We start from the raw sequence: 15,319 nt of genomic DNA, 5'->3' as shown, positions 1-15,319 counted from the left end.
ATGATCGTGTCCTTCTACTGGAGGTAGTGAGCCATGGCCCTCGACCAGACCTTCGTGGGGCGGAGCTACCCGCCCACCGATCCGTACGAGGTCGGCCGGGAGAAGATCCGCGAATTCGCGGTTGCGCTCGGTGACGAAAATCCGGTGTACCTCGATCCGGAGGCCGCCAAGGCGTTCGGTCACCCGGATGTGATCGCGCCGCCGACTTTTGTGTTCGCCATCACGTTCAAGGCCGCGGGCCAGGTCGTCGAGGACCCGCAGCTGGGGCTGGACTACAGCCGCGTCGTGCACGGTGACCAGAAGTTCGTGTACGTGCGGCCGGTGCGGGCGGGGGACCGGCTGTCGGTGACCTCGACGATCGAGGCCGTGAAGTCGATGGCGGGCAACGACATCATCGACATCCGCGGTGAAGTGCACGACGAATCCGGCGAGCACGTGGTGACGGCGTGGACCAAGCTCGTGTCCCGCGCCGCTGAGGAGGCCTGAGATGACCGCGCAGATCCAGTACGCCGACGTCGAGGTCGGCACCGAACTGCCGGCGGCGGCCTTCCCCGTGACGCGCGCCACGCTCGTGCAGTACGCCGGGGCTTCGGGTGACTTCAACCCGATCCACTGGAACGAGAAGTTCGCCAAGGAGGTCGGGCTGCCGGACGTGATCGCGCACGGCATGTTCACCATGGCCGAGGCGATCCGGGTGGTGACCGACTGGGTGGGCGACCCGGGCGCGGTCGTCGAGTACGGGGTGCGGTTCACGAAGCCGGTCATCGTCCCCAACGACGGGACGGGCGCGCTGATCGAGGTCACGGCGAAGGTCGCCGCCAAGCTGGACGACAACCGCGTCCGGGTGGACCTGACGGCCATGAGCGCGGGCCAGAAGGTGCTGGGCATGTCCCGCGCGGTGGTTCAGCTGGCGTAGGGCCGCGGTAGGGGGGGGTGCCGCTGACCGCTGACCGCTGACCGCTGACCGCTGACCGCTGATAGCTGACTGCTGGCCGCTGATTGCTGATTGCTGATAGCTGGCCGCTGACTGCTGGCCGCGTGCCGCTGACCGCCGACGGGCTGACCGCTCCCGCGGTGCGGGCGCGCTGTTGCCCCTGAGCGGTGCTGGGGCGGGGCGGTGGTTGCCCACCCGCCTCCCCGGGGTTTCGGGGGAGGGGCGGAGTCGCCCTTTTCCGGTGTCGGGGAGGTGCTGGGCGGGGCTTGAGGCGTTCCCCTGAGGGGTGCCGGGGAGGTAGTGGGACCGGGTGGGGGCGGAGCCCCCCTCGGCGGGGGTGGGGAGGTACGGGCCGCTGCGGTAGCGGGATCCCCGCGTGCGGTGTCGGGGTGGTGCTGGGGGCGTCCCGTCAGTCCACTGTCCTTTCGTGTCGTGCCGGCCCGTCAAGGGCGCTCGCTGCGCTCACGTCGCTTCGCGATGACCTACGGCCACCCTTGACCGCCCGTCCCGCCCCAAAACGCCGAAGACTGCCGGGAAGCCCCCAAGGAAACGGCCGGGAGGTACCTCTCCGGACAACCCCGCCTCAGCGACGCCCGACCGAAGCCCCGGATAAGGGCCGTCTCTTGAACCCTGCAACCCCAGCCTCGCCGGCGTTTGAAACGCGGGGCCTGGGGCGGAGCCCCAGAAAGCCCCGAGCGCAGCGAGGGAGCCCACCCACCGGCGCGACAGATCGCTACGCGCTCCTCCCGCCACGGCGTCCGCGGCCCGGCATGGGCTGGACATAAGCCGCCGCAGATCGCTACGCGCTCCTCCCGTCACGGCGTCTGCGGTCGGGCATGGGCTGGACATAAGCCGCCGCAGATCGCTACGCGCTCCTCCCGTCACGGCGCCTGCGGTCGGGCATGGGCTGGACATAAGCCGCCGCAGATCGCTACGCGGCTGACGTGCTCTGGCGTCGAACACGCCGCCAATCCGCGCCTCGTAGGTGCCAACGCGCAGGAACTGGGTGCCCGAGCACAAATCCTGCTCGCCCACGCAGACCTCGGCGACGGGGCGCCGCCAAAGCCGGCACCGCGCCGTCCCTGGCGACGGGGCTCCGCCAAAACCAGCCCCGCCGCGCCACCCCAGGGGACTGGACCCTGCAGATCAGCCCCGCCGGAGCCACCCCAACGGTGCTGGACGCTGACAATCCAGCCCCGCCGGCGATTCAGGCGCGGGGTCTGGGGCGGGATCCAGGGGGCCCCACGCAGCGAGGGGGCGCCCCCGGCACGGCGTCTGGCGCGGCGCGTTGTCCGGGGTGCCGCCGGGAGGGGCGGAGGGGGCGGCGGGGGCCTGGACAAGTTAGTGATTGAGTACTAACTTAGCGGCATGGCAAGGATGAGCGCAGAAGAGCGACGCGAGAGCGTCATCCGTGCGGCGATGCAGGAGTTCGCCCGCGGCGGTTACTACGGGACGTCCACCGAGGCGATCGCCAAGCGCGTCGGCGTCTCGCAGCCGTACCTCTTCCGGCTCTTCCCCAACAAGCAGGCCATCTTCGTCGCCGCCGTCGCCCGCTGCACCGAGGACATCCGGCTCGTCTTCGAAGAGGCCGCCGAGGGCCGCACCAGCGAGGAGGCGCACGTTGCCATGGGCGACGCCTACCTCAAGCTGATCGCCGAGCACCCCGACAAGCTGCAGATGCAGCTCCAGGCGAGCCTCACCGTCGCCTCCGCCGAGGCCGCCGGCGAGACGGAGTTCGGGGAGATGGTGCGCGCCGGCTGGATGAAGCTGTGGGACACCGTCCACCTCGCGCTCGGGGCCGACGTCAACGAGACCACCGGCTTCATGGCGCACGGAATGCTCATCAACACCCTCGTCGCCCTCGGCTTCCCGCCCGGTCACCGGGTCTGGGAAGGGTGCTACCCCAACGGCAAGGCCCAGGGCGCGTAGGTGCCGGGCGGCGGCCGGACCCCGGTTCGGCCTGGCCGGTGAACTTAGTCAGTGATAACTAATCAGGGGGAGAAAATGAACGAACAGGCACCACCCGCGCTCAGCCGTTCCGCCGTCTGGGCCCTCGTCATCACCGGCGCCGCCAGCTTCATGGCCGCCCTCGACAACCTCGTCGTCACCACCGCCCTCCCCGCCATCCGCGCGGACCTCGGCGGGAAGCTCGAAGACCTGGAGTGGACGGTGAACGCCTACACGCTCACCTTCGCCGTCCTCCTCATGTTCGGCTCCGCCCTCGGCGACCGCTTCGGCCGGCGCCGGCTCTTCATCGGCGGGCTCTCGGTGTTCACCGTCGCCTCCGCCGCGGCCGCCCTCTCGCCCGGCATCGACCAGCTCATCGCCGCCCGCGCCGTCCAGGGCGTCGGCGCCGCCGTCATGATGCCGCTCACCCTCACCCTGCTCACCGCCGCCGTCCCGGCCGCCCGCCGGGGCATGGCGCTCGGGGTCTACGGAGCCGTCACCGGCCTCGCCGTCGCCAGCGGGCCCCTCATCGGCGGCAGCCTCACCGAGCACGTCTCCTGGCAGTGGATCTTCTGGATCAACGTGCCGATAGGCGTGGCGCTCATCCCGCTCGCCCGCCTCCGCCTCGCCGAGTCCACCGCCCCCGGCGCCCGGCTCGACGTCCCCGGCACCCTCCTCATCAGCGGCGGCCTCTTCGGGATCGTCTACGCCCTGGTCAACGCCAACGCCAAGGGCTGGACCAGCGCCCCCGTGCTGACCGGTCTGATCCTCGGCTCCGCGCTCGTCGGCGGCTTCATCCGGCACGGCTCCGGCAACGCGAACGCCATGCTGCCCATGCGCCTGTTCCGCAACCGCGGCTTCCTCGGGATCAACCTCGCGGGCCTCCTGATGTTCCTCGGCATGTTCGGGTCGATATTCCTGCTCAGCCAGTTCCTCCAGGGCGTCGCCGGCTACTCGCCCACCGAGGCGGGGCTGCGCATGCTCCCCTGGACCGGAATGCCGATGATCGTCGCGCCGATCGCCGGGATCCTGTCCGACCGGATCGGCAGCCGGCCCGTCGTCACCGCCGGGCTCGCCTTCCAGGCCCTCGGGCTCGGCTGGTTCGCGGTGATCCTGAGCGCGGACGTCTCCTACGCCGCCCAGCTGCCCGCCCTCATCCTCAGCGGCATCGGCATGGCGCTGTACTTCGCCCCCGCCTCCAACGCGCTGATGTCCACCGTCGCCCCCGCCGACCAGGGCAAGGCCTCCGGCACCAACAACGCCCTCCGCGAGGTCGGCGGGGCCCTCGGGGTCGCCGTCCTGGCCTCCGTGTTCTCCGCGCAGGGCGGCTACGAGACCCCGCAGGCCTTCACCGACGGCACCGTGCCCGCGCTGTGGATCGGCGCCGGGGCCGTGGCCCTCGCCGCCGCCCTCGCCATGCTGCTGCCGCGCAAGGCGAAGGCCCCGTCCGCCGCGGCCCCGGCCGGCCGGACCGCGGACCGGTCCGCCGACCGGTCCGCCGACCGGACCACGGACCGGAAGGTGCCCGCCGCGCGCTGAGCCGCAACGGCCGTCGAGTCACGGTCCGTGCCCCGCGAGGATGCGGGGGGCACGGACCGTACTCTTGTCCCCGTGCAGGAACTCCACGACGCCCCCCTCGCCCCGCTGACCACCTTCCGGCTCGGCGGCCCCGCCGCCCGGCTGGTCACCGCGACCACCGACGCCGAGGTCGTCGACGCCGTCCGCGCCGCGGACGCCTCCGGCACCCCGCTGCTCGTCATCGGCGGCGGCAGCAACCTCGTCATCGGCGACAAGGGCTTCGACGGCACGGCCCTGCGCATCGCCACCACCGGCTTCCGGCTCGACGGGACCCGGCTGGAGCTCGCCGCGGGCGAGAACTGGAGCGACGCGGTCGCCCGCACCGTCGACGCCGGGCTCGCCGGGATCGAGTGCCTCGCCGGGATCCCCGGCTCCGCCGGCGCCACGCCGATCCAGAACGTCGGGGCGTACGGCCAGGAGGTCTGCGACACCATCACGGAGGTCGTCGCGTACGACCGCACCACCGGCGAAACGGTCACCCTCAGCGCCGCCGAGTGCGACTTCCGGTACCGCAACAGCACCTTCAAGGACCAGCCCGACCGCTACGTCGTCCTGCGCGTCCGCTTCGCCCTGGAAGACGCCGGCGGGCTCTCCGCCCCCATCAAGTACCCCGAGACCGCCCGCGCCCTCGGCGTCGAGGCCGGTGACCGCGTCCCGGCCGCCGTCGCCCGCGAGACCGTACTGCGCCTGCGCGCCGGCAAGGGCATGGTCCTCGACCCCGCCGACCACGACACCTGGTCCGCCGGCTCCTTCTTCCACAACCCGATCCTGACCGACGAGGCCTACGCCGCCTTCCTCGCCCGCGTCCAGGAGCGCCTCGGCGCCGACACCAGCCCGCCCGCCTACCCCGCCGGCGAAGGCCGTACGAAGACCAGCGCCGCCTGGCTGATCGACAAGGCCGGCTTCACCAAGGGCTACGGAACCGGCCCCGCGCGCATCTCCACCAAGCACACCCTCGCCCTCACCAACCGGGGCGAGGCCACCACGGAGGACCTCCTCGCCCTGGCCCGCGAGGTCGTCGCGGGCGTCCACGAGGCTTTCGGCGTCACCCTGGTCAACGAACCGGTGACGGTCGGCGTCAGCATCTGAGGGGTACCGGCCGCCATGCGTTGTCCCCTGCACGGGGCCGGTACGGACCCCACCCGGCTGGTGGGCCGCGAGATCAAGGCGGTCGTCGCGTCCTGGCACGTCTACGAGGGCGAACGCTCCGAGGCGCCGCTCGACGTCTGGCTCCTCGACAGCGAGGGCGAGTCCACCCGCATCACCACCGGGTCCGACCAGTGCCTCATCGTGGAGTCCGAGACCCCGCACCAGCCGTACGACATGGGCGAGTGGGGCCGCATCGAGGTCGGTGAGGACCTCGGCGACCACCCCTTCCTGCGCCACCTCGGCGAGACCGTCGCCACCGTCGCCGAGTACGCCGCGCCCGAGACCGGCCGCACCCACCTGGAGATCGTCTTCGCCGACGGGGCCCGGGTACGGGCCGACTGCTACGAAGGGGACCTCCGGCTCACCCGGTGAGCCAGTGGTCGATCCCGTCGAGCAACTCGGCCTGCACTTCCTTCGGCGCCGCGGAACCGCGCACCGACTGCCGCGCCAGCTCCGCCAGTTCCTCGTCCGTGAAGGCGTGGTGGCGGCGCGCGATCTCGTACTGGGCCGCCAGCCGGGACCCGAACAGAAGCGGGTCGTCCGCGCCGAGCGCCATCGGCACCCCCGCCTCGAAGAGCGTGCGCAGCGGCACGTCCTCGGGCCGTTCGTACACCCCGAGGGCCACGTTGGAAGCGGGGCAGACCTCGCAGGTGATCTGCCGGTCCGCGAGCCGCTTGAGCAGCCGGGGGTCCTCGGCGGCCCGTACGCCGTGCCCGACGCGCACGGCGTGGAGGTCGTCGAGGCAGTCGCGCACAGAGGCCGGGCCGGTCAGCTCGCCGCCGTGCGGGGCCGCGAGCAGGCCGCCCTCACGGGCGATGGCGAAGGCCCGGTCGAAGTCGCGGGCCATGCCGCGGCGCTCGTCGTTGGACAACCCGAACCCGACGACGCCGCGGTCGGCGTAGCGGACGGCGAGGCGGGCCAGGGTGCGGGCGTCGAGGGGGTGCTTCATGCGGTTGGCGGCGATGATGACGCGCATCCCGAGGCCGGTGTCCCGGGAGGCGGCGTCCACCGCGTCGAGGATGATCTCGACGGCGGGGATCATGCCGCCCAGCAGGGGGGCGTAGGAGGTCGGGTCCACCTGGATCTCCAGCCAGCCCGCGCCGTCCCGTACGTCCTCCTCGGCGGCCTCGCGGACCAGGCGCCGGATGTCGTCGGCCTCGCGGAGGCAGGAGCGGGCGGCGTCGTAGAGCCGCTGGAAGCGGAACCAGCCGCGCTCGTCGGTGGCGCGCAGCTTGGGCGGCTCGCCGGCGGTCAGGGCGTCGGGCAGGCGCACGCCGTACTTGTCGGCGAGCTCCAGCAGGGTGGACGGCCGCATCGAACCCGTGAAGTGCAGGTGTAGGTGGGCTTTCGGCAGAAGCGTGAGATCGCGTACGTGCTCCATCCGGTGATCCTGCCGTACCGCTGCGCTCGGCGGGAGGGGGTTTTCCTGATCGGGGGCTTGCTCGAACGCCCGGGCGGGCCGGTTTGCGCTGCGCGGGGGCCCTACCCGGGCTCCGCCCGGACCCGCGCCTCAATCGCCGGCGGGGCTCGGTTGAGCTCCGCTCGGACCCGCGCCTCAATCGCCGCGGGGCTCGGTTGAGCTCCGCCCGGGCCCGCGCCTGCCCACGCCTCAAGCGCCGGCGGGGCCGGCTCTCCCGGACACGACTGAGCGGCGGCTCCCGGTGGGGAGCCGCCGCTCAGGGGTGGTCCGTCAAGACCGCCGCAGGCTCAGGCCTTGGCCTCGGCCAGGAGCTTCTGGATGCGGGACACGCCCTCCACCAGGTCCTCGTCGCCCAGCGCGTACGACAGGCGCAGGTAGCCCGGCGTGCCGAAGGCCTCGCCCGGGACGACCGCGACCTCGGCCTCGTCCAGGATCAGGGCCGCCAGCTCGACCGAGGTCTGCGGGCGCTTGCCGCGGATCTCCTTGCCGAGGAGCTCCTTCACCGACGGGTACGCGTAGAACGCTCCCTCGGGGGTCGGGCAGAAGACGCCGTCGATCTCGTTCAGCATCTTGACCATGGTCTGGCGGCGGCGGTCGAAGGCCTTGCGCATTTCCGCGACCGCGTCCAGGTTGCCGGAGACGGCGGCCAGCGCCGCGACCTGCGCCACGTTGGAGACGTTGGAGGTGGCGTGCGACTGCAGGTTGGTCGCGGCCTTGATGACGTCCTTCGGCGCGATGACCCAGCCCACCCGCCAGCCGGTCATCGCGTACGTCTTGGCGACGCCGTTCACGATGATGCACTTGTCGCGCAGGGCCGGGACCAGCACCGGGAGCGAGGTGAACTTCGCGTCGCCGTAGACGAGGTGCTCGTAGATCTCGTCGGTCAGCACCCACAGGCCGTGCTCCGCGGCCCACTCGCCGATGGCGCGCGCGTCGTCCTCGCTGTACACGGAACCGGTCGGGTTCGAGGGGGAGACGAACAGGACGACCTTGGTGCGCTCGGTGCGCGCCGCCTCCAGCTGCTCGACGGAGACCCGGTAGCCGGTGGTCTCGTCGGCGACGACGTCCACCGGGACACCGCCCGCGAGGCGGATCGACTCGGGGTACGTCGTCCAGTAGGGGGCCGGGACGATGACCTCGTCGCCCGGGTCGAGGATCGCGGCGAACGCCTCGTAGATGGCCTGCTTGCCGCCGTTGGTCACCAGGACCTGGGACGCGTCGACCTCGTAGCCGGAGTCGCGGAGCGTCTTGGCCGCGATCGCGGTCTTGAGCTCGGGCAGGCCGCCGGCCGGGGTGTAGCGGTGGTACTTCGGGTTGCGGCAGGCCTCGACCGCCGCCTCGACGATGTAGTCCGGGGTCGGGAAGTCGGGCTCGCCCGCGCCGAAGCCGATCACCGGGCGCCCGGCGGCCTTGAGGGCCTTGGCCTTGGCGTCCACGGCGAGGGTGGCGGACTCGGAGATTGCGCCGATACGGGCGGACACCCGGCGCTCGGAGGAAGGCGTTGCAGAGGTCATACGGCAATCGTCCCAGACGCCAAACGGGCGCCGCACACCGTTTCAACTACCGGACGAGGAGGATCCGTATCCCGCCCCGGCGGCTTCTGTTCGACGTCAGGGCCCGGACCACGTACACTCACCTGTCGTTGGTCCTCACCGGCCGCCCCAGAGCGTGAGCACTCCGTGCACTCGCCCGGATGCGGTAGGTTGGGGAACGCAAAGGGTCGTAGCTCAATTGGTAGAGCACTGGTCTCCAAAACCAGCGGTTGGGGGTTCGAGTCCCTCCGGCCCTGCTCCACACTCCTTCTCGGACGTGTGCGCAGGTACGTACTTCGATGCAACGCCGTGCGGCGCAACCGGGCGCGGCTACGGCCACGACCCGGATTCAGGTGAGAGACGTGACGGACGCCCTGGGCTCCATCGACATGCCTGACGCCGAGGACGACACCCGCGAGAAGAAGGCCCGCAAGGGCGGCAAGCGCGGCAAGAAGGGTCCTCTGGGCCGGCTCGCGCTCTTCTACCGCCAGATCGTCGCGGAACTCCGCAAGGTCGTCTGGCCGACTCGCAACCAGCTCACGACGTACACCAGTGTGGTGATTGTCTTCGTCGTCATCATGATCGGTCTGGTGACCGTGATTGACTATGGGTTCCAGGAAGCCATCAAGTTCGTCTTCGGCTGATCCCCGCGGAGGGCGGCGCCTTGATGGGTGCCGCCCGTTTTCGCATGTTCGACCACCTTTTGTATCCAGGAAGAAGCAGCCACCGTGTCTGACCCGAACCTGAACGCGAGCCACGACTCCGTCGAGGACGAGCTCGACATCGTCGAGGCGGCGGACGCGGACCTCGATGAGGCCGAGGCCGCCGACGCCGAAGCGGGTGCCGCTGCCGAGGAATCCGCCCTGCACGTCGAATCCGACGACGAGGTCTCCGCTGACGAGGCCTCCGACGAAGCCGACGCCGATGTTGCGGCCGCCGACGCCGCCGAGGTCGAGTCCGACGACGAGTCCGCTGCCGATGACGCCGCCGACGCCGACGCCGTGGAAGACGCCGCCGAGGCCGGGGCCGAAGAGCCCGCCGAGCCGGTCGACCCCATCGAGGCGCTGCGCAACGAGCTCCGCCTGCTGCCCGGCGAGTGGTACGTGATCCACACCTACGCGGGCTACGAGAAGCGCGTGAAGGCCAACCTGGAGCAGCGCGCCGTCTCGCTGAACGTCGAGGAGTTCATCTACCAGGCCGAGGTGCCCGAGGAAGAGATCGTCCAGATCAAGAACGGCGAGCGCAAGAACGTCCGGCAGAACAAGCTGCCCGGTTACGTTCTCGTCCGCATGGATCTGACGAACGAGTCCTGGGGCGTCGTCCGCAACACCCCGGGCGTCACCGGCTTCGTCGGCAACGCCTACGACCCGTACCCGCTGACCCTGGACGAGATCGTCAAGATGCTCGCCCCGGAGGCGCAGGAGAAGGCCGCCAAGGCCGCCGCGGAAGAGGCCGGCCTGCCCGCGCCCGCCGTCAAGCGCCAGATCGAGGTCCTCGACTTCGAGGTCGGCGACTCGGTCACCGTCACCGACGGCCCGTTCGCGACGCTCCAGGCGACGATCAACGAGATCAACCCGGACTCGAAGAAGGTCAAGGGCCTCGTCGAGATCTTCGGTCGCGAGACCCCGGTCGAGCTGAGCTTCGACCAGATCCAGAAGAACTGATCTTCTGAATCCACGCTTCCGGACAGGTCAGAACGCCCCGTGAGGGGCGGTCTGACCTGCTCGGTTTTCAGCCCCGCAGCGATACCCGTTATCGTGGTGCGGTATGCCTCCATCCGGATGACCGGATTGGCGGCGAAAAACTCTCACTAGGACCCGGAGAGAGCAATGCCTCCCAAGAAGAAGAAGGTCACGGGGCTTATCAAGCTCCAGATCAAGGCCGGTGCGGCCAACCCGGCTCCGCCGGTCGGCCCCGCGCTCGGTCAGCACGGCGTCAACATCATGGAGTTCTGCAAGGCCTACAACGCCGCGACCGAGTCGCAGCGTGGCATGGTCGTGCCGGTGGAGATCACGGTCTACGAGGACCGCTCCTTCACCTTCATCACCAAGACTCCGCCGGCCGCGCGCCTCATCCTGAAGAGCGCGGGCATCGAGAAGGGCTCGGGCGAGCCGCACAAGACCAAGGTCGCGAAGCTCACGCGTGACCAGGTCCGCGAGATCGCCACGATCAAGCTTCCCGACCTGAACGCCAACGACCTCGACGCCGCCGAGAAGATCATCGCCGGCACCGCCCGTTCCATGGGCATCACGGTCGAAGGCTGATTCAGCCACCCCAGCACCACCAGTGGTAGGGCCAAGCGCTGGCCCGCACCACGACTCCATGCCTGAATCCGAAACACAGGAGCAGAAGTGAAGCGCAGCAAGACTCTCCGCGCTGCGGACGCCAAGGTCGACCGGGAGAAGCTGTACGCCCCGCTCGAGGCCGTCCGTCTCGCCAAGGAGACCTCCACGACCAAGTTCGACGCCACCGTCGAGGTCGCCTTCCGCCTGGGTGTCGACCCGCGCAAGGCCGACCAGATGGTCCGCGGCACCGTGAACCTCCCGCACGGCACCGGTAAGACCGCCCGGGTCCTGGTCTTCGCGACCGGTGACCGTGCTGCGGCCGCGGAAGCCGCCGGAGCCGACATCGTCGGCGACGACGAGCTGATCAACGAGATCGCCAAGGGCAACCGCCTGAACGAGTTCGACGCGGTTGTCGCCACGCCGGACCTCATGGGCAAGGTCGGCCGCCTCGGCCGCGTGCTCGGTCCCCGTGGCCTGATGCCGAACCCGAAGACCGGCACCGTCACCATGGACGTCGCCAAGGCTGTCACCGAGATCAAGGGTGGCAAGATCGAGTTCCGCGTCGACAAGCACTCGAACCTGCACTTCATCATCGGCAAGGTCTCCTTCACCGATGAGCAGCTGGTCGAGAACTACGGCGCCGCGCTGGACGAGATCCTCCGTCTCAAGCCGTCCGCCGCCAAGGGCCGCTACGTCAAGAAGGCCGCCCTCAGCACCACGATGGGCCCCGGCATCCAGCTGGACTCCAACCGCACCCGGAACCTCCTCGTCGAGGAAGACCCGGCCGCCGTCTGAGTCCGACCGGTCCGAGCCTGACGCGCGTCACGGCTCACCGAGTGGCTGAACGGGCCCCTCGCACCCCTCCGGGGGAGCGAGGGGCCCGTTTTCCGTGTTCCCGGCCCCATGTGCGTACTGGGCGGTAACCCGGGTGCGGGCAGGCGTCCGAGCACGTAGGGTCGGCGGGTATTCGAACGATCACACAGGGGTGGGGATCTCCATGTCGGCACACCGCCGAAAGGCCGCCGGCGCGGCGCTGGCCGCCGTATTGCTCGTGGGTGGAGCAACGGCGTGCGACACCGGGAAGAAGGACGGTTCCGGTGAGGCCGCCGGCGCCCCGTCCGCACAGGCAGGCGTTGCGGCCGCGGAGGGTTCGGCCGGCGAGGCCCTCGCCGCGGCCTACCGGAAGACCTCGGCCGCCAAATCGGCCAAGGTGCGCATGACGATGAAGACGTCCGGCGCGGGCGGCGACGAGAGCATCGAGATGGCCGGCGTCCAGGGGTGGGACCCCCAGGTCATGGACATCACCATGAAGGGCGCGCTCGGCGGAACCGGTATCGACGGCATGCGCACGGTCATGGCCAACGACGTCATGTACATCCAGCTGGCCGCCGGCTCGCCGATGTCCGCGGCCATGGACGGCAAGCGCTGGATGAAGCTCGACATGAAGGCCGCGGCCGAGGCCTCGGGAGACGCCGAGGTGCTCAAGAAGCTGGGCGTCGGCGGCACGGGCGGCATGAGCGGGATGGGCGAGAACCAGGACCCCGCCAAGCAGCTCGCCCTGCTGCTCGCCTCGCCCGACGTGAAGCTCGTCGGCTTCGAGAAGGTGGACGGCGCCGACGCCCGGCACTACAAGGGCACCTTGACCTTCGAGGAGATGCTCGCCGCGAACGCGGGCTCGAAGGCGCTGCCCGAAGCCGACCGTGCGAAGCTCACCGAGGCCATGAGGAAGGCCGGCGTCAAGGGCTACGGCATGGACGTGTGGGTGAACGGGGACGGCTACCCGGCCCGTATGAAGGTCGCCATCGGCACGCCGCAGGGCTCCATGGACATCGACGCCTCCTACTCGGACTACACGACGGCGGCGAGGGTCCAGACGCCGCCCGACAACGAGGCCCTCGACCTCCTCGCCATGCTCAAGGACCTCGGCGCCACGGGCGGCGCAACCGGAGCAGGGGCCTGACCGGCCACGAGGTTTTCGCAACACCGGAATCACCCATGGGGGAGAACAAATGAACACGGCTGTACTGACCCGGGCCTGCCTCGTCGCGGCGGGGGCCGCACTGCTCGTGGGCGGCCTCACCGCCTGCGGGTCCGACAAGGCCGGGGAGAAGGCCGACGGCAAGCCGGCGGCGAAGACCGAGACGCCGGCGGACGCGGTGAAGGCCTCCTACGTGAAGACCATGGCCGCGAAGTTCGCCACGTACGAGATGACCATCACCCCGAGCAGCGGCAAGGCCGATCAGCTCACGGGCACGAAGGGCTGGTACCCGTCGAGCACCGGCATCGACGCCAAGGACGACGACGGTGGCAGCCAGGTCATGCTGGGTGACGTCGTCTACACCCACTCGGACAAGCCCCTGGAGGGCAAGTCCTGGATGAAGATGAACCTGAACAAGGACGGCAAGCCCCACTTCCGGTTCAACGACGACCCGGCCGACTACCTCGCCGTACTCCTGGGTCAGAAGAAGGTCGCGCTGGTCGGCACCGAGCAGATCGACGGCGGGCAGGCCCGGCACTTCAAGGGCAACCTCACCCAGGCCGATCTGATCGCGGCGGACGAGTCCACCCAGGTGATGGAGGCGGCGAACCGGCAGTACCTCCACGAGGCACTGAAGGAGTACCTCACCCTGGACGTGGACCTGTGGATCGGCAAGGACGGCTATCCCGTCCGCGTCGACTCGGCGCAGGGCACCAAGGACGGCACGACGAAGGTGTCGGCGAAGTTCTCCGGCTACGGCACGACCGCGCCGGTCACCGCGCCGCCCGCGGACCAAGTGGCCGACTTCGACGACGTGATGAAGGGCATCGACGGCAAGCTCAAGGGTGTCGGCGACACGCTGAAGGGTGCCGACCAGACGCTGAAGGACGCCGGACTGGGCGGTCTCGGCGGCTCTTGAGATCCCGGAGAGCAGCGCGGGGTGGGGCGGGCCGAAGGGGCGATTTGCCTCGGGTCGCGTGCTTCACGTACAGTTCCCCAGAAGCCAAAGACCGCTGGTCGTTGCCGTGCCCGCAAGGGTGCGGCGGCCGAAGGATCCGCTGGATGCGGACGACCCGCGTAGGTGACTGAGGAAAGTTCCCGGATTTCACGATCCGGTCGAGCTACGCCCTGGCGCCTGCGCCGGGGCGTTTTGCATGTAGCCCCTTCTGAGCGGTCCTCATCACCCGGAAGGAGGCCGACGCACTATGCCGACGCCCAACAAGGCTGCCGCGGTAGCCGAGCTCACGGACGCGTTCCAGAGCTCGAACGCCGCCGTGCTGACCGAGTACCGGGGTCTCACCGTCGCGCAGCTCAAGACGCTGCGTCGCTCTCTCGGTGAGAACGCCCAGTACGCCGTGGTGAAGAACACGCTGACCAAGATTGCGGCCAACCAGGCCGGGATCACCGCGCTGGACGAGCACTTCGCTGGTCCGACCGCGGTCGCCTTCATCACCGGTGACCCGGTGGAGTCGGCGAAGAGCCTGCGTGACTTCGCCAAGGACAACCCGAACCTCATCATCAAGGCGGGTGTCCTTGATGGTAAGGCGCTCACCGCTGATGAGATCAAGAAGCTTGCGGACCTCGAGTCCCGCGAGGTTCTGCTCAGCAAGCTGGCCGGCGCGTTCAAGGGCAAGCAGTCGCAGGCTGCCTCGCTCTTCCAGGCGCTGCCGTCGAAGTTCGTCCGCACCGCGGAAGCGCTTCGCGTCAAGCTCGCCGAGCAGGGCGGTGCCGAGTAATTCGGCTCGCGCACTGATCCACGCCGCCTAGTGCGTGGGTCGTAGCGGGCCGTTACGCCCGCCTCTATATACATCCGGCACCTGCCGAATTAGTGGAAGGATCGCCCATCATGGCGAAGCTCTCTCAGGACGACCTCCTCGCCCAGTTCGAGGAGATGACCCTCATCGAGCTCTCCGAGTTCGTGAAGGCCTTCGAGGAGAAGTTCGACGTCACCGCCGCCGCGGCCGTCGCCGTTGCCGGCCCGGTCGGCACCGGTGGTGGCGAGGCCGCCGCCGAGGAGGAGAAGGACGAGTTCGACGTCATCCTCACCGGTGCGGGCGACAAGAAGATCCAGGTCATCAAGGTCGTGCGTGAGCTGACCTCCCTGGGCCTCAAGGAGGCCAAGGACCTCGTGGACGGCACCCCGAAGCCGGTCCTCGAGAAGGTCAACAAGGAGGCCGCTGACAAGGCCGCCGAGGCCCTCAAGGCCGCCGGTGCCGGCGTCGAGGTCAAGTAACACCTCCGAGGCCCTCTGAGGCCTCTTCAAAGGGCGGTCACCCGTAAGGGTGGTCGCCCTTTGGCGTACCCGGAGTGCCTGATTTGCCCTGCTCTCGTTGAGGAGTAGGGTGATCTTCGTTGTCTCGGGGCCGGTCCGCAGGTGATCCGCTCGGAGCAGGGGGCCTTGACGAACGGGCGGCGGCGCGCAATTCTCAGACCGGTCGTGGGAGACCCGCCCGCACCGCTCCGGGACCCGAGGGTACGGATCGGCGATCCGAGGCA

General features: G+C 69.9%; 16 protein-coding genes and 1 tRNA gene. 15 read left to right on the top strand and 2 right to left on the bottom strand.

Features of this window, described 5'->3' with window-relative positions; all coding sequences use genetic code 11:
• The first annotated feature begins 33 nt into the window (after positions 1-33).
• The 6 genes from ACIA6C_RS09325 (at position 34) to ACIA6C_RS09300 (ending at position 5,980) form a co-directional block, all read left to right on the top strand.
• Positions 34-486, top strand: a complete 453-nt coding sequence (locus ACIA6C_RS09325) for a MaoC family dehydratase N-terminal domain-containing protein (protein ID WP_399273970.1) — start codon at positions 34-36, stop codon at positions 484-486.
• 1 nt (position 487) lies between these two features.
• On the top strand, positions 488-916 hold the full coding sequence (locus tag ACIA6C_RS09320) for a MaoC family dehydratase (RefSeq protein WP_399273968.1): 429 nt from the start codon (positions 488-490) through the stop codon (positions 914-916).
• Positions 917-2,302: 1,386 nt separating this feature from the next.
• Positions 2,303-2,863: a TetR/AcrR family transcriptional regulator gene (locus ACIA6C_RS09315; protein ID WP_361133999.1), complete on the top strand. Its 561-nt coding sequence runs from the start codon at positions 2,303-2,305 to the stop codon at positions 2,861-2,863.
• Between the two features lie 75 nt (positions 2,864-2,938).
• On the top strand, positions 2,939-4,420 hold the full coding sequence (locus ACIA6C_RS09310) for an MFS transporter (protein ID WP_399273966.1): 1,482 nt from the start codon (positions 2,939-2,941) through the stop codon (positions 4,418-4,420).
• A gap of 72 nt (positions 4,421-4,492) precedes the next feature.
• A complete protein-coding gene (locus ACIA6C_RS09305; protein ID WP_361133993.1) occupies positions 4,493-5,548 on the top strand; it encodes a UDP-N-acetylmuramate dehydrogenase in 1,056 nt (351 codons plus the stop codon).
• Between the two features lie 15 nt (positions 5,549-5,563).
• Positions 5,564-5,980: a hypothetical protein gene (locus ACIA6C_RS09300; RefSeq protein WP_361133990.1), complete on the top strand. Its 417-nt coding sequence runs from the start codon at positions 5,564-5,566 to the stop codon at positions 5,978-5,980.
• Here the strand turns inward: ACIA6C_RS09300 and ACIA6C_RS09295 are convergent.
• Entirely contained in the window at positions 5,970-6,989 is a 1,020-nt protein-coding gene (locus ACIA6C_RS09295; protein ID WP_361133987.1) for an adenosine deaminase, read from the bottom strand. The genes ACIA6C_RS09300 and ACIA6C_RS09295 overlap by 11 nt on opposite strands.
• 326 nt (positions 6,990-7,315) lie before the next feature.
• Positions 7,316-8,542 (bottom strand): pyridoxal phosphate-dependent aminotransferase, encoded by a 1,227-nt coding sequence (locus tag ACIA6C_RS09290; RefSeq protein WP_366081658.1) that lies wholly within the window; start codon positions 8,540-8,542, stop codon positions 7,316-7,318.
• A 202-nt stretch (positions 8,543-8,744) separates the two neighbouring features.
• Between ACIA6C_RS09290 and ACIA6C_RS09285 the strand changes: the two genes are divergently transcribed.
• From ACIA6C_RS09285 to rplL, 9 genes are all read left to right on the top strand, one after another.
• A tRNA-Trp gene (locus ACIA6C_RS09285) sits at positions 8,745-8,817 on the top strand.
• A 105-nt stretch (positions 8,818-8,922) separates the two neighbouring features.
• Positions 8,923-9,204 carry a preprotein translocase subunit SecE gene (gene secE / locus ACIA6C_RS09280; RefSeq protein WP_243333337.1) on the top strand — a complete coding sequence of 94 codons (282 nt, stop codon included), beginning with the start codon at positions 8,923-8,925 and terminating at the stop codon, positions 9,202-9,204.
• An 84-nt stretch (positions 9,205-9,288) separates the two neighbouring features.
• Positions 9,289-10,224: a transcription termination/antitermination protein NusG gene (gene nusG / locus ACIA6C_RS09275; RefSeq protein WP_399273962.1), complete on the top strand. Its 936-nt coding sequence runs from the start codon at positions 9,289-9,291 to the stop codon at positions 10,222-10,224.
• A gap of 165 nt (positions 10,225-10,389) precedes the next feature.
• Positions 10,390-10,824, top strand: a complete 435-nt coding sequence (rplK, locus tag ACIA6C_RS09270) for a 50S ribosomal protein L11 (RefSeq protein WP_136213216.1) — start codon at positions 10,390-10,392, stop codon at positions 10,822-10,824.
• 87 nt (positions 10,825-10,911) lie between these two features.
• A complete protein-coding gene (gene rplA, locus ACIA6C_RS09265) occupies positions 10,912-11,640 on the top strand; it encodes a 50S ribosomal protein L1 (RefSeq protein WP_030154662.1) in 729 nt (242 codons plus the stop codon).
• A 202-nt stretch (positions 11,641-11,842) separates the two neighbouring features.
• Positions 11,843-12,805, top strand: a complete 963-nt coding sequence (locus ACIA6C_RS09260; RefSeq protein WP_399273960.1) for a hypothetical protein — start codon at positions 11,843-11,845, stop codon at positions 12,803-12,805.
• A gap of 49 nt (positions 12,806-12,854) precedes the next feature.
• A complete protein-coding gene (locus ACIA6C_RS09255) occupies positions 12,855-13,742 on the top strand; it encodes a hypothetical protein (RefSeq protein WP_399273958.1) in 888 nt (295 codons plus the stop codon).
• A 286-nt stretch (positions 13,743-14,028) separates the two neighbouring features.
• Entirely contained in the window at positions 14,029-14,559 is a 531-nt protein-coding gene (gene rplJ / locus ACIA6C_RS09250; RefSeq protein WP_214936399.1) for a 50S ribosomal protein L10, read from the top strand.
• A 110-nt stretch (positions 14,560-14,669) separates the two neighbouring features.
• On the top strand, positions 14,670-15,056 hold the full coding sequence (gene rplL, locus ACIA6C_RS09245) for a 50S ribosomal protein L7/L12 (protein ID WP_361133972.1): 387 nt from the start codon (positions 14,670-14,672) through the stop codon (positions 15,054-15,056).
• Positions 15,057-15,319: the final 263 nt, after the last annotated feature.

The sequence above is a fragment of the Streptomyces sp. NPDC051578 genome (genome assembly GCF_044454045.1).
GTDB lineage: Bacteria > Actinomycetota > Actinomycetes > Streptomycetales > Streptomycetaceae > Streptomyces.
This window is presented reverse-complemented; position numbering and strand designations above follow the sequence as displayed.

Coding starts and splice junctions, on each gene's coding strand:
- ACIA6C_RS09325 (WP_399273970.1), top strand. CDS start 34: ATGGCCCTCGACCAGACCTTCGTGGGGCGGAGCTACCCGCCCACCGAT.
- ACIA6C_RS09320 (WP_399273968.1), top strand. CDS start 488: ATGACCGCGCAGATCCAGTACGCCGACGTCGAGGTCGGCACCGAACTG.
- ACIA6C_RS09315 (WP_361133999.1), top strand. CDS start 2,303: ATGGCAAGGATGAGCGCAGAAGAGCGACGCGAGAGCGTCATCCGTGCG.
- ACIA6C_RS09310 (WP_399273966.1), top strand. CDS start 2,939: ATGAACGAACAGGCACCACCCGCGCTCAGCCGTTCCGCCGTCTGGGCC.
- ACIA6C_RS09300 (WP_361133990.1), top strand. CDS start 5,564: ATGCGTTGTCCCCTGCACGGGGCCGGTACGGACCCCACCCGGCTGGTG.
- ACIA6C_RS09295 (WP_361133987.1), bottom strand. CDS start 6,989: ATGGAGCACGTACGCGATCTCACGCTTCTGCCGAAAGCCCACCTACAC.
- ACIA6C_RS09290 (WP_366081658.1), bottom strand. CDS start 8,542: ATGACCTCTGCAACGCCTTCCTCCGAGCGCCGGGTGTCCGCCCGTATC.
- rplK (WP_136213216.1), top strand. CDS start 10,390: ATGCCTCCCAAGAAGAAGAAGGTCACGGGGCTTATCAAGCTCCAGATC.
- ACIA6C_RS09260 (WP_399273960.1), top strand. CDS start 11,843: ATGTCGGCACACCGCCGAAAGGCCGCCGGCGCGGCGCTGGCCGCCGTA.
- ACIA6C_RS09255 (WP_399273958.1), top strand. CDS start 12,855: ATGAACACGGCTGTACTGACCCGGGCCTGCCTCGTCGCGGCGGGGGCC.
- rplJ (WP_214936399.1), top strand. CDS start 14,029: ATGCCGACGCCCAACAAGGCTGCCGCGGTAGCCGAGCTCACGGACGCG.
- rplL (WP_361133972.1), top strand. CDS start 14,670: ATGGCGAAGCTCTCTCAGGACGACCTCCTCGCCCAGTTCGAGGAGATG.